Annotated in this window: 12 protein-coding genes; 11 read left to right on the top strand and 1 reads right to left on the bottom strand. The window is 64.1% G+C overall.

The features are described from left to right. The 11 genes from EP26_RS26630 to EP26_RS26580 form a co-directional block, all read left to right on the top strand. Positions 1-554 (top strand): M10 family metallopeptidase C-terminal domain-containing protein (locus tag EP26_RS26630; protein WP_043343398.1); only part of this gene is annotated, 554 nt, incomplete at its 5' end. Between the two features lie 679 nt (positions 555-1233). Next, positions 1234-1866: an XrtA/PEP-CTERM system exopolysaccharide export protein gene (locus tag EP26_RS26625; RefSeq protein WP_245624530.1), complete on the top strand. Its 633-nt coding sequence runs from the start codon at positions 1234-1236 to the stop codon at positions 1864-1866. A gap of 4 nt (positions 1867-1870) precedes the next feature. Next, positions 1871-3415, top strand: coding sequence for an XrtA system polysaccharide chain length determinant (locus tag EP26_RS26620; protein ID WP_043343396.1), 1545 nt, complete (start codon positions 1871-1873; stop codon positions 3413-3415). After that, positions 3412-4341: a P-loop NTPase family protein gene (locus tag EP26_RS26615; protein ID WP_043343394.1), complete on the top strand. Its 930-nt coding sequence runs from the start codon at positions 3412-3414 to the stop codon at positions 4339-4341. Before EP26_RS26620 ends, EP26_RS26615 begins: the two co-directional genes overlap by 4 nt. 145 nt (positions 4342-4486) lie before the next feature. Next, positions 4487-6004 carry a TIGR03016 family PEP-CTERM system-associated outer membrane protein gene (locus tag EP26_RS26610; protein ID WP_169747499.1) on the top strand — a complete coding sequence of 506 codons (1518 nt, stop codon included), beginning with the start codon at positions 4487-4489 and terminating at the stop codon, positions 6002-6004. 12 nt (positions 6005-6016) lie between these two features. Continuing rightward, on the top strand, positions 6017-6991 hold the full coding sequence (locus tag EP26_RS26605) for an AAA family ATPase (RefSeq protein ID WP_043343389.1): 975 nt from the start codon (positions 6017-6019) through the stop codon (positions 6989-6991). Continuing rightward, entirely contained in the window at positions 6988-7872 is an 885-nt protein-coding gene (locus EP26_RS26600; RefSeq protein WP_043343387.1) for an XrtA system polysaccharide deacetylase, read from the top strand. The genes EP26_RS26605 and EP26_RS26600 overlap by 4 nt, the downstream gene beginning before the upstream one ends. Positions 7873-7883: 11 nt before the next feature. After that, positions 7884-8927 carry a FemAB family XrtA/PEP-CTERM system-associated protein gene (locus EP26_RS26595; RefSeq protein ID WP_043343385.1) on the top strand — a complete coding sequence of 348 codons (1044 nt, stop codon included), beginning with the start codon at positions 7884-7886 and terminating at the stop codon, positions 8925-8927. Positions 8928-9481: 554 nt separating this feature from the next. Beyond that, complete coding sequence (locus EP26_RS26590; protein ID WP_043343383.1) at positions 9482-10726, top strand: TIGR03087 family PEP-CTERM/XrtA system glycosyltransferase; 1245 nt, start codon at positions 9482-9484, stop codon at positions 10724-10726. Between the two features lie 48 nt (positions 10727-10774). Then, positions 10775-12502: a hypothetical protein gene (locus EP26_RS26585; RefSeq protein ID WP_043343380.1), complete on the top strand. Its 1728-nt coding sequence runs from the start codon at positions 10775-10777 to the stop codon at positions 12500-12502. A 253-nt stretch (positions 12503-12755) separates the two neighbouring features. Next, the gene (locus EP26_RS26580; RefSeq protein WP_043343378.1) at positions 12756-13358 is read left to right on the top strand and encodes a PEP-CTERM sorting domain-containing protein; all 603 of its coding nucleotides are present in this window, start codon (positions 12756-12758) and stop codon (positions 13356-13358) included. A gap of 381 nt (positions 13359-13739) precedes the next feature. Here the strand turns inward: EP26_RS26580 and EP26_RS26575 are convergent. Further along, a partial coding sequence (locus tag EP26_RS26575) for a transposase (protein ID WP_043343376.1) occupies positions 13740-13908 on the bottom strand: 169 nt, incomplete at its 5' end.

Here is a 13908-nt window from a genome sequence, read left to right as displayed (position 1 = left end):
CCCTCGGCACCACAGCCAGCAACACCACCATCGATCTCGGTGGCGGTGCCGACCGGCTCGTTCTCCTCGACAGCAACACCAATATGTTGACCGTCGCCGGCGCAGAGACCGTTATGGGCGGAAGCTTTACGGACCGGATCACCGTCATCGGTCTTACTCCAGCGCTGATCCGGGGCGAAGGAGGCAACGATACGCTAGTCGGCGGCGATGGGGCCGATACGCTTGTGGGTGGCGTCGGACGGGACTTGATGACCGGTGGTGCCGGTGCTGACCGCTTCGTCTTTACTAACGCAGTGGAGAGCTCCGTCACGACGCCTGACACCATCACTGACTTCCAGGTTGGGACGGACAAGCTGGTCTTCGCCGGCCTGCTGACAAATTCCTTCACTTGGCGCGGCGCCGGAACCTTCACGGGAGCCGGTAACACGGAGGCTCGGCTGTCGGGACAAACGGTCCAGCTTGACTTCGACGGCAACGGCGTGGCGGAAGGCGCTGTGTTCCTCAGCAGCTCATCCCCGATCAGTCTGAGTGGCATAGACCTCGTGTGGATTTAAGGTGTTGCCACGCTGGCTCAATGGACCGCAAAGGCCCAGGTATGGCGCGCTGCTCTTGCAAGGTCAGCAGCGCCGATGGGTTGCGCTGAAGGTGTCGCCTGCCGTCGCAACTCGCGCCACGGTGGCTGCATACCTGCTATCGGCTTACCTAGCGCTATCGCGACTGCTTCGCCACACAGCCCGCCGATTATTCGTTGGCTTTGGAGCACGCTTTTGAGTATAGCATTTTATATCGAAATCGCACCTAACTCTACTCCTAGCGCCTTCTCGCGCTAGGAGATCTGGTAACCGGTCTCTTCACGTAGCAATTGAATTTTTGGAGCATCACTGTTGGAGACCTCACATCGAGCAACCCTTCGTAGGCCGATCCATGTCCTTTCGTAGTTGCTCCGATAGAGATGCCGGCACCGTAGCAGCTTGGAACCAGCACCCGATTGAATCTCTTTCTCTACAAATTTTTACTCAATTTGACACTCCCCTGCACATATTAGGTGGAGTTGGGGGCAATTTGTGTCATAGAGTCGTGAGAGGGTGCGTATCGGCCTGTGTCCGTCTTGTCACTATATGCAAACACTGGCCAATCCTGGGATACGGTATTGCTGGAAGTAGACCGGACCACCAACGCTGCAGAGGCAGAACGTGGGCCGTATGCCCTCGCGTTGGGGAGAAAGGCGTGTCTTTGAAATCGACCCTTTGCCAAGCATCTCTTATGTTGGCGTTGCCAATCTTTCTCGCCGCGTGCGATCCGCTGCCGCAACGCGGCCCGATAACCGTTGCCCCCGCTGGCGCTCCATCAACCGCGGCTGATTACGTCATTGGCCCGGGCGACACGCTGCAAGTTTTCGTCCATCGTGCGCCGGAGCTGACTACGGACGTCCCGGTCCGCCCAGACGGTCGCATCTCCATCCCGCTCGCCGGTGACATCGAGGCGGCCGGTCGTACCCCGACCGAGCTCAGCCGCCAGCTCGAACAGCAGCTGCGTGAATTTATCCGCGAGCCGACCGTCACCGTGATTGTGCGCTCTTTCGTCGGCCTCACCAGTCGCCAGATCCGTATTGTCGGCGAGGCGGCGCAGCCGCGCAGCATCCCGTTCCGCGAAGGACTGACTGTGCTTGACGTGCTCATCCAGGGCGGCGGGCTGACGCGCTACGCCTCCGGAAACCGCGCCCGCATCATCCGCCGTGAGCACGAGACGAATCCACCGCAGATCATCCCAGTGCGTCTCAACGACCTGCTGCGCAGCGGTGACATCTCCCAGGACGTGCCGCTCCGGCCGGGCGATACGTTGGTTATCCCGCAGGGGTGGTTCTGACGCTATGCCGATCCTCTTTGAGCTGCGCCGCTACGCGACGCTTGCTTGGCAGCATCGTTGGAAGGCGGTCGCGCTGGCTTGGCTCGTCTGCATCGCGGGTTGGGCCGTCGTCTATTCTATGCCCAACCAGTACCGCGCGAGCACGCGCATGTTCGCCGACGCAGACGCCATCCTGAGCCAGCTACTGCGCGACATCGCGGTGGACAGTGGCTCGACTGGCCAAGTCGAGCTGCTGCAACGCACGCTACTCAGCCGTCCGAACCTCGAGCGCGTAGCGACTCGCACCGGTCTCGACCTCACCGTTAGCAACGCGGCCGAGCGCGAGGCGATGCTGACTGAGCTCGGCCGCGAGGTGCGCATTGCATCCCAGGGACGCAATCTCTTCATCATCAACTATACCACCACCGAACCGCGTAAGGCGCGTGATGTGGTGCAGGCCTTGGTTACGCTCTTCATGGAGCTGGCGACCGTCGGTGATCGCCAACAGATGGAGAATGCGCGGACTTTCATCGCGCAGCAGATTGCCACCTACGAGGCCCAGCTGCGCGAGGCGGAGCAGCGCCGCGCCGATTTCCGTGCGCGCTACGTCGATCTTCTTCCAAGCGACGGCGGCATCTCACGTTTGGAACAGGCGCGTTCTAAGCTCCAACTGCTTCGCGGCGAACTGCAGGATGCCACTATGCGCCGCACCGCACTTCGCCAGCAGCTCGAGACGACACCGCAAACCATCACCGAGACAGTAATAGGCGGCGGCGGGCCCAGCGGTAGCAGTGCGCTGACCGAGCTGCAGCGCCAACGCGCCGACATGCTGATTACCCGCACAGAGAACCATCCGGACGTGCGCATTCTCGAGGCGCAGATTGCCGCGCATCGTGCTGGTGGTGGGGCGCGCTCTAGTACACCTTCGGCAGCGCGACCGGTCGCAAGCGGCACGCAGCGGCCTAACCCCCTTTACGAGCAGCTCCGTGTCCGCCTTCTAGACACCGAGACACAGCTCGCTTCTCTCGAACGACAGGTGCGCGACGAGCAGACGGGCGTCGATCGGCTGGAGGATTTGGCGCGCACTGTGCCACAAGTGCAGGCACAGTTTCAAAACCTTGACCGTGACTACAACGTGCTGCTGCGTGCCTATCAGGAGCTGCTCGAGCGCCGCGAGTCTGTGCAGATTGCCGGCGCAGCGCGCGCCGGCGCCGACCGTGTGCGGCTTGAGGTGGTCGATCCGCCGACAGTGCCACTCTTCCCGATCGGGCCAAATCGGGTGCTCTTCGCCTCGGTGGTCCTGCTCGCTGGGCTTGGCGCAGGGGCTGGGCTCGCCTTCCTGCTTGTCATGCTGGACCGCTCCTTCCACACGGTGGGCGACCTGCGGCGCATCGGGTTGCCAGTGATCGGCAGCATCTCCTCTACCCAGCCCCGTCCCAGCGCCACCCCATCTATCATCGCCGTAGGTTGCTGTGGGGGCCTGTTGATCGCGACCTACGGCGCGCTCCTCTTTGCCGGACCACAGGCTATGGCGCGTCTTCCAGACATCATCGCAAGGTTCATCGCGTGACCGCCTCCCCTTCCCGCCGCATCCACCTCGTCGAGCGCGCCATGTTGGCCCTCGGCGGGACGCCGCCGGCGCAGCATGACGCCGGTGCGCCCGTGGAGGCTGGTACGGCAGCCGCCGACACCCTACCGCCGCGTCTCACGGCCTCAGCCGCACCGTCGGCCCAGCCCGTCTCGCACCCCGCCACGCAGCCCATCAGCCTCGAAACCCTGTGCAAGGGCGGCTACGCGGCGCTGACAGGCAACGCCCAGCGGAGCCGCGTGCGGGAGGAGCTCGGCGTCGTGCAGCACCAAGTGCTGCGCGCCGTGCAGGCGGCCAAGGCCGAGGAGGGACGCATCCCGCGCATGGTGCTCGTCACCAGCGCAAAACCGGGCGAAGGCAAGACTTTTTGTTCCCTCAACATCGCCACCAGCCTGGCGATTAGCGCGCCCGAGCAGGTCATCCTGGTGGATGCCGACGGCAAGATGCAAGACTCGCTAACCGTCCTCCTTGGCCTTGCTGAGAAGCCCGGGCTGCGCGCTCTAGCGACCGATCCGACTTGCCGCCCTGAGATGCTGCCCATACCGACCGTGTTGCGGCGACTCTCAGTTCTGTCCTACGGGCCATCGGCGCCGGGCGCCTCGGGCTTACCCTCCGGGCAGATGCTCGCCGCTGCACTCTCGCGCCTCGCTAGCGCTCTGCCGGGGCGTATTCTGGTCGTGGATGCGCCGCCCTGTCTCGCCACCAGCGAGCCCGGCGCACTTGCTGCTGTAGCCGGGCAGGTGCTCATGGTAGTCCGGGCTGAGGCGACGCAGCGCGGCGAGGTAGAGAGCGCGCTCGATATGGTGGATGCTTGTCCGACGCTCCAGCTCCTGCTCAACCGTACCCACATGGTGACGAGCGACGGTTTCGGTGCTTATGATTACGAGGGCAGTCACAACAGTGGCTGAGCCTGTCCCACTTGGTCGCAGGCGCTGGGTACTGGTGCTACTAGCGACGACGGCGCTGCTGGTGGCACGGTCGGCACAGGCGCAGCTGCCCGACCCGCTCGAGCTCGGTGGCCCCGCAACGCCAAACGTCGGTGTGCGGCCGTTCATGTCCAACGCCACTGCATCGGACACGCCGAGCTTTTGGGCCGAGGACGCTCAGCCGCTGTTTGGCATCGGCACGCCCGACCCAACTGTTCCTGGCCCGCTTTGGAGCCTGCAGCCGAGCGTGCAGGTAGACGGCGTCGCGACCGACAACTTGCGCGGCAGTGCTGTTAGCCGCACCGCCGACGTCTACACACGCATTATCCCACGGCTGACGCTCTCCGCAGACACAGCTGAGGTGGTGGGCGCCCTCACCTATGCCCCGCGCCTCAGCCTTTATGCGAGCAACTCGGATCAGAACCGCCTCGACCAACTCTTCGCGGGAAACGTCCTCGCCACGCTGGTGCCCGACCTGCTGTTCATTGAAGCCCAAGGCAGGGGCGATGCGCGCTCGGTGTTCGGCGATTTCGCGGGCTTCGACAGCAGCACGCAGGATAGTAACAACCGCGTTCAGGCCACCACCTTCTCGATTTCACCCTATCTAGTGCGGCGCTTCGGCGGGCTGGCGACGGCCCGCGTCGGCTACCGCTTCCGCCAGTCGAGCCTGTCTGGCCGGGATACCTCCCTGCCCGGTGAGTCGACGCCCTTCTTTACGAGCCAGGATTTCACCGCCCACGAGGTGTATGGTGTCGTGCGCTCGGGCGAGGACTGGGGCCGCTTCGCCTTCCAAGTCCAGGCGAGCTATACCTCCTACGACGGATCCGGCATCTACAATAATGCGCACCGGGCACTGTATGTCCTACAGACGCGTTACTCTGTAACGCGCGAGGTCGCACTGCTGCTCGATGGCGGCTGGCAAGACGACCGTTATGGCGGAGTCCGGCCCTATATTATTCGGGATCCAATCTGGGGCGTTGGTATCCGCTACGCGCCCGACGAGGAGAGCTTCATTACTCTGCGCTACGGCCAGCGCGACGGCTTCACCTCCTTTTCGCTCAATGCCAACTTCCCAGTTGGTGTGCGCACACGCGTCTTCGCCCGCTATGGCGAGAGCATCACCTCCAGCGCCTTGTTGAGCAACGATCTGCTGGCCGGCCTGCGCGTGGATGCCAATGGCAACCTGATTGATGCCGCGACCGGCGTGCCGGCCGCCGTCGCCGTCCCAACTTCGCTGCTGAACACGCAGAGCGGCCTGTTTCGCCTACGCCGCGGCACCGTCTCACTGAGCCAGATATGGCCCCGTGACACTCTTACTCTCACCCTCTTGCGCGAGGAGCGCGAGCCAGTCCTCATCGAGGCTTCCTCTCGCCCCGTTGCACAAAAGAACATCTCGGCGACACTGAGCTGGGGCCGCGCGCTCGCCCCGGGCATCTCGCTGCTAGTGAGCGGGCAGATCGCGCAAACGGAGACGGAAAGGCGCGGCTCGGGAATGAATTACAGCGTCCGAGCCGCGCTCTCGCGGCAGCTCTCGCCAAATCTCTTCGGTACGCTGCAATACGTTTATCAGCAGCGTGAGCAGGACCTCCAGCCAGGCCGCGCGGACACCAACATCGTCCTTGTCTCCCTCCGCCAGTTCTTCTAACGGGTCGCGCAGATGCAGATCGACATGTACGGTTTCAACGCGCCGCCCTTTCTGATGACGCCGGATGCGCGGTTGTTCTTTTCGAGCACCGTGCACAGCCGGGCCTATGCCCACTTGATGTACGGCATAGCACAGCGCGAGGGCTTTGTCGTTATTACCGGGGAAGTTGGCGCAGGCAAGACCACCCTCGTCGAGCGCTTCTGCAGCGAGCTCGACCCGGCCGCTTTCGCAGTGGCTCGCATCATGACTACGCAGGTCTCGGGCGAGGATCTGCTGCGGCTGGTCGCGGATGCCTTCGGCGCGCCCTCGACAGGCGATAAAGCTGCGGTTCTGCACAGCATTATGGCGGTATTGCGCGACACCTCCCGCCGCCATGTGCTGATCGTGGACGAGGCGCAGGCCCTCACACCGAGCGCGCTTGAGGAACTGCGCATGCTTTCCAACATTACGGATGGAGGGCGGGCGCTACTGCAGACGCTGCTGCTCGGCCAGCCGCAGCTCCGCCGCATCATCGCCAGCCCGGACCTCGACCAGTTGCGCCAGCGCATTCTCGCCTCTTTCCATCTCGGCGCACTGTCGGGTGATGAGACGCGGTCCTATATTGAGCATCGGTTGCGCGCGGTGGGCTGGGAGGGCAATCCTTCTTTCGAAGATCGCGCCTTCGAGGTAATCCACCGTTTCTCTGGCGGTGTGCCACGGCGTATCAACCGGCTCTGCGCACGAGTGCTACTTGCCAGCTCGCTTGAGAACGCGCTGCACATCACCGCTGACGTGGTAGAAGCTACCGCGCTCGAGCTGGAGGACGACCTCGGCGCGGGCGGCGCCGGCCAGCTGGTTTTGAACCCGCCCCCCCGCGCACTGGATCTCGAGGCGATGATCGACGACCTTGCCCAACGCATCGAGGTACTGGAGCGTACCACCGCGCGCCGCGAGCGGGCCTTCGACCAGCTCATGGCGCTCTTTGCCGAACCTGGGAGCGGGCGATGAGCGTTACTCCGCCGCGAAACGCGATGACGGTGGATGTGGAAGACTGGTTCCAGGTTCAGAACTACGCTGGAGCGATCGGCCGCGATAGTTGGGAAGGCCGCGAGCGCCGGGTCGAGGCGAACACGGACCGCGTGCTCGAACTTTTGGCTGCCGCCGGCGTCACGGGCACCTTCTTCACCCTTGGCTGGGTCGCCGAGCGCCATCCGGCCCTCGTTCGGCGCATCGTCGCCGAGGGCCATGAGCTTGCCAGCCACGGCCATGGTCATGAGCAAGTTTTCGCCATCGGCCCAGAGCGCTTCCGCCAAGATCTGATTCGCGCCCGAGGCGTGCTGGAGGATGCCGCAGGCGTGCCCGTTCATGGCTATCGCGCGCCGACGTTCTCGCTAAGCCCCTCGCGTACGGCCTGGGCCTACGGGATTTTGGCCGAAACCGGGCATCTTTACAGCTCTTCGGTCTTCCCGGGCCGCCATATGGGCACAGGGGAGGCCGAGCCGTCGCCCTGGCATCCCTGCGGCGGCACAGTGCTGGAAGTACCCATGACGGTGTTGCGCGCCGGCGGTCGAGCGCTGCCGGTCTCTGGTGGAGGCTGGTTCCGGATGACGCCCCAGGCGGTGTTCACGGCGGCGCTGCGGCGGGTAAACCGGCTTGGCCGGCGTGGAGTCTTCTACTTCCACCCGTGGGAAATCGATCCGCAGCAGCCTCGCGCGCCGGGCATGAGTTGGCTGCAGCGGCGCAAGCACCATACCGGCCTCGGCAGCATGGCGGAGCGCCTGGCCGGCCTGCTCGACGGCTGCCAAAGCTTTGCTTGGGGCCGCATGGACGAGGTCTTCGCCGCGGAGATCGGAACGGCGCCGCTCGCCGCACTTTCCAAGACAACCTGACCGGAAATCCCATGGCGCTGCGCATCCGCGAGCTCGACGAGGCGGCCGCTCCGGCTTGTGACGCCTTCGTGCGTGCTTTCCCCTCTGCGACCTTCTTCCATCTCACACCTTGGGCGCGCGTGATCAGCAAGGCTTTCGGTCACCCGACCTACTACGCCTATGCGGAGCAGGATGGCGCGGTGGTCGGCGTGCTGCCGCTTGCGCGCATGCGGACCCTGCTGTTCGGCGACAGCCTCTCCTCCACCCCCTTTTGCGTCTATGGCGGCGCCGCAGCTACGGAGGAGGCGCGCACCGCGCTTGAGGCGCATGCAATCGACCTGCAGCGGCGGCTCGGGGTGAGCGTGCTGGAATGGCGCCGCCTGGAAGCGCCGGATGCCGGCTGGACAGAGCGCCCGCCACTTTATTTCACCTTCCGCAAGCCAATCCGCCTGACGGGCGACGACGCGAAGGACATGCAGGCCAACATCCCACGCAAGCAGCGGGCGGAAGTACGCAAGGCGATCGAGCGCTTCCGGCTGACTTCGGTCAGTGACAGCGACACTGATCGGCTGCACCGGATTTATGCCGAGAGCGTGCGTAACCTCGGCAGCCCGGTCTTCTCACGCCGCTACTTCCATCTACTCGCCGAGGCTTTCCCGCGTGAGCACGACGTAACGACCGTACTGCGGGACGGCAGTCCAATCTCAGCGGTGCTGAACTTCCACTTCCGTGAGGAGGTGCTGCCCTACTACGGCGGCGGGACGGCGGCCGCGCGTGCGGTTTCGGCGAACGACTTTATGTACTGGGAGGTGATGCGCCGCGCCGGGCGGGAGCGTGGCGCGACGCTGTTCGATTTCGGCCGCAGTAAGGCCGGTACCGGCGCCTTCGCTTATAAACGAAACTGGGGCTTCGAGGAGCAGCGGCTGAACTATTGCTATCGGCTTGCTGAGGGTGCGCGTATTCCGGAGAACAACCCAAACAATCCCAAATACCGTCTATTCATTGCCGCCTGGAAGAAGTTGCCCATGCCAGTGGCGAATTTACTAGGACCACCGTTAGTCAAGGGACTTGGATAGTATTAACTCCCCACTTGTGCCAAGAAAGCGACCGCCTCCATGAAACGCCGAGTAATTAGTTTTCATCGAAAGGTTATGTGCACTGCTATTGATTTCAGTTGCGTCGTACCCCGCACCAACACCGCAGTGACCGTTTTGTGGGAAGTATTCAGCACCTTCAGCAAAAATGGGAGGCGTATGGCGAAAATTAAGGTCTTCGAAGTGCAGAAAGGCGCAAAATATTGCGACCAGAAATATATCGAGTATGTCGATTTTTGCAATTCAGCTGTAGATAACCCAGGCCAAGCAACAAGTTGACCTCAAGCTCCTCTTTAACAGTTCACAATGACTTATCTTCCGTTTTGCTTTGGAGTTGCGGACATGAACTTAGATGTATGCAACCATAATTCAAAGATGCGGAGTTTCCAGTGAGTCAGATCTATCCTGATAGCGTCGACTTCGAACGCATTGAATCAAAGGACCAGGATTTCAAGGGTCCTAGTATCCTGGCCTTTCGGAATGACCGGCAGGATTTCCTGGGCGCCCTCAGGTGCCGCCAACCCTAGGTCGCAGCCTTGCACCGTCTCCTCTTCCTTGCCCACCGCATCCCCTTCCCGCCCGAGAAGGGCGAGAAAATCCGCGCTTGGCATATTCTCGACTACTTATCGCAGCGCTTCGAGGTGGAGCTCGGCTTCCTCGTGGACGACGAAGCGGATCTCGCTCACGTCACTATACTTGAGCAGCGCTGCTCCCTTGTGCGGTGGCGCCCCATGTTCGGCCGCTGGCGTACCGCGGCGCGGGCGCTGACGCGCCTTCGACCCGGCCTGCCGCTCTCCCTCGGCTGGTTCCATGAACCGTCGCTGTTCCGCTGGGCGCAGGAAGGACTGGCAGCGCGACGCTACGCGGCAGCCTTTGTCTACTCCTCCGCCATGGCGCCCTATGCAATGGGGGCAGACGTGCGGGCCTCTGGAGCGCAGCGCGTGCTCGACATGGTGGACGTCGACTCTGAGAAGTGGCTCGCCTATGCCGCCGATGCGCGCCCGCCCATGCGCCAAGTGTGGGCGCGGGAAGCGCGCACGCTGCTTGCTTTCGAGCGCCGCGCCGCGCTTGACTTCGAACGCACCCTGCTCGTCTCCGCTCAAGAAGCGGCGCGCTTCGCGGAGCTGGCTCCGGAGGCGGCCGCGCGGCTCGAATACGTGGACAACGGCGTGGACCTCACACGCTTCGACTCGGCGCAGGACCACCCGGATCCCTATGCCGGCGCGGCACCCGCGATGGTCTTCACCGGGACGATGAGCTATCGGCCGAATGTCGAGGCGGTGAGCTGGTTCGCGACCGAGGTCCTGCCCCGGCTACGCGCCGCGCCGCCGGTTGGGTTGGCACCGCCCAGCTTCTGGATTGTTGGCGCCAACCCCACGCCCGGCGTGCAGGCTTTGGCCGAGCTGCCGGGGGTGCGGGTGACCGGCCCAGTGCCGGATGTCCGGCCTTATGTCGCCCATGCCGCCGTTGCCGTCGCGCCGCTGCGCATCGCGCGAGGGATTCAGAACAAGGTGCTGGAAGCGATGGCCATGGCGCGCCCGGTAGTCGCCTCCCCTCAGGCTTACGAGGGGGTTCGGGCGGTGCCCGGGCGCGATCTGTTGATCGCGGAAGGGGCGGCGGAGATGGCCGAGCGGGTGTCGGAGGTGCTGGCGGGGCGGCACCCGGGCCTTGGCGCCGCAGCGCGAAAAGCGGTGATGGCAGGGCATGACTGGTCGGCGACGCTGCGGCGGCTGGATGCAGTGCTGCCGCCGCGCGGTCCCGCCCCTCGCATGCAGGACTGATGGCTAGACGGCAAGGCAGCCGGCGCCTTCGCCGGCCGAGGAGCAGACATGGGTGGGTTTTTTCTTCTCCACAAGCGCGATCCGGTGGCCCTCGACACGGCAAGCCGCACCATGGACGGCCATTTCCGCGCAGCCGGATTCCCACCCGCCACCGTGCGGGAGGGGGTAGGTTACCGCTTGTTCCATTATCCAAAGATTCTCGGTGGACCGACGCAGCACGCGGTCGGACCGGACGGACGCTTCCTCGCTTGCGTCGGCAGCCTGCTCTACGCGGGCGAGACCGGAACCGCCGCGCTCCAGCGGCTGCTGGCCTGTCCCGATCCGGCGGCGGAGCTGCCGCGATGCCAGGGTCAGTTCGCCCTCCTCGCGGGAGATACGCGCAGCGTGCGAATTCTGCGCGACCGCAGCGCCGCGCTCGAGGTGTTCCATGACGAGGTGCGCGGCGCCTTTTCCACCTCCTTCCTCGCCCTGGCGCGCGCTCTGCCGCAGCGCTTGGCCCGACGGCAGGAGGCGTACGAGTACGTGTTCCACGGCACCACACTCGGTGACGACACGGTCCTGGAGGGCATCCGGCGGCTTGGCCTCGGCGCGGAGGCGATGGTGGCGGAAGAGGTGCGCATCGCTCGCACTTCGCGGCGCCTGCTGCCGCCCGAGGCGGCCGGTACGGCGGAGGAGCTGGCGCACGATGGCGTCGAACAGCTGACCACCAACCTGCTGGGCTGGTGCGGCGCCTTCGGCGGCCGCATCACCCTCGCGCTCTCCGGCGGCTACGACACGCGCCTGCTACTCGCACTCTGCCGGCGGATCGGTGTGCAGCCGCGCCTCTTTGTCTATGGTCCCGAGAGCTCCGCCGATGTGCGCATCGCTAAGGCAATCGCGCGGACCGAGGGGATGGAGATCGACCATTTCGACAAGGGCACCTGGTGCGCCGAGGCGCTGGAGGAGCCAGCGGCGCGGCTGGCGCGTACCTACCATGAGGTCGATGGTCTGATGTACTATGGCATCCTCGACAGCGGAGCGGAAGCGCTCGCGCGCCGCCGTCGGCACGAGGGCGGCGCCCTGAACCTGCATGGCGGAGCGGGAGAGGTATTCCGCAACTTCTTCGGCCTGCCGGAACGGCCGGTCACAGCGGTCTCGTTGGCCCGCGTGTTTTACCGGGTGGACAGCACAATCTGCACAGCGGGATTCTCTGAGGCGGAGTACGCGGCGCGCATCGCGGGTAAAATCGGGGAGGCCTGGGACGAGGGCGCGCGGCCAGCATCCCGCCGGGCGGCCGAGGCGACCTATCCCTATTTTCGCTGCCGCGCCTGGTTCGGCAAGGATCTCAGTGTCAACGCCGCCTTCGGGCACGGCGTGCTACCGTTCTATGACCCGGCGATTGTAGATTTCGCGCTCTCCCTGCCGCTGCGGCACAAAGAATTTGGGAATTTCGAGGCGCGGATGATCCGCTTGGCCGATCCGGCCATCGCAGTCCACCGCTCGGCCTACGGGTTCGATTTCACGCGAGACACGCCCTTTCCGAACGCTTTCCGAAGTTGGGTGCTGCAAAGGCGGCCATCTTGGCTTCGCCAGCGCGGGTCGCGTGGGCGGCTGTCGCGCGGGACGCCAGGACCGGCGCCCTGGCAGAATGGTGCAGGGGCGGATCCGCTCCGCCACGGGCTGGACTTAGTCCGCAGGATCCTGCGGCCGGATGTTGTCAACGACCCGACAGCACAGGCGCGGATTCACAATCTCGCCTACCTGCTGGGGGATCTGGGTGTCGAGGGGTGGCGATAGGCTGCGAGTCTACCGGGTAGGCCCAGACTGAACAGGGACGTGACCGAGGGCGGTCCCCCAAGCAGCGCCGCCGCAACCTGACGGCTTTCTTGACAGATCCAGTCGCCACTTCTGACGCTTCGCATTTCTGCTTTTAATTCAATATCCTAGTGACTGGCACACCGCTTGCTAATGGCTTTATGCGCCGCGCTGAGGGTAGGTTTTGCCTACGCGAGGCGGAGCGGAATAGATCTTGCCAAACAGGAGTGAGAGCATGAGGAACACCTTTCTTCGCCTTGCCGCCACAGCGGGCATCATGGCCATGGCGTCCTTCGCCACCCCATCCCATGCCGCGCCGATGACGTTTAACGACGTGATCAGCGGCGGCGGCAGCGGCACCGTCATCACCAGTGCGGCTCCGTTCGTTTTCACACATGATATCAACCAAGAAGTTGATATCCTGAACTACTCAGTGACCGATGCGTCGCTGAGTATCGCTCTGGGCGACCGCGCGAATTTGACGCCCGGCACACCAGGTGCCGAGGTCGTCGAAATCTCTATCGACCTCGGCGCCTTTTTCGAATTAGTCACCAACGTCCCGAACGCGCCGAATGTGGCCTATAATTTCTTTCTCGACAGTGTCGGGATTATGGGCGACGTTCTGCTGTCCCTCAACACGGACGGCCTGCTCACGGTCACGCTGCGGGTGAAGGCTCCGGGCAACAGCCCGCAGACCGCCGACGTCATTTTCCAGAGTTCCACCTTGTCCGGCTTCTATGATCTGACCGCGGTGCCCGAGCCTGCGACGCTGGCGCTGTTCGGCGCCGGCCTGCTCGGTCTCGGCCTCACTCGCCGGGCCCGCCGCAAGGAGGCCTGATCGGCTATACTGTCAAAAAATTTGACAGCCGAAGGGCTGGTACCCTACGGGTGCCAGCCTTTTCGAGTTTCAAACAAGTTGGGTGTTCGCCAAGTTTGCGGGCAGGTATGAGCAACTAAGTTCACCCCAGGTTGCGATACGATTTGCGTCATCCGAACAGGCCCGCTATCGCGTAACCTGCCGCGTAACCATGGATGGCATGCAACTAACCCGAAAAATTCATGAGGCGGGGCGAGAAGCCTGGTGACGCCGCGGTACGCTCGCGTTCTGGTTGTGCGGGCGCGTTCGGCCGATGCCGGTTTCAGAGCCGGCTCTTGGTTGCAGATCGCGGAGCTTGGGGTTGCGGGTTGGAGGGCGCGGCTGGGGCACATGCCCCGGCGGTCAGCAGACCAGACGAGGCATGCGCTCAAGGGCGAGGTGGATGATGGCCTTGGCCGGATAAGCGCTGGGCAGGTGCAGCATGACCCGGGTCTTCCGTGCGACGACGCGCGTGGCAAGCTTGATCAGGCGCAGGCGCAAGGTGTCGAGCTGGACGACGCGCCAGGTTGAG

This window comes from Belnapia moabensis DSM 16746 (genome assembly GCF_000745835.1).
GTDB classification, from domain to species: Bacteria; Pseudomonadota; Alphaproteobacteria; order Acetobacterales; family Acetobacteraceae; genus Belnapia; species Belnapia moabensis.
Note: the sequence above shows the minus strand (reverse complement) of the source record. Positions and strands in the feature narration are given on the sequence as shown.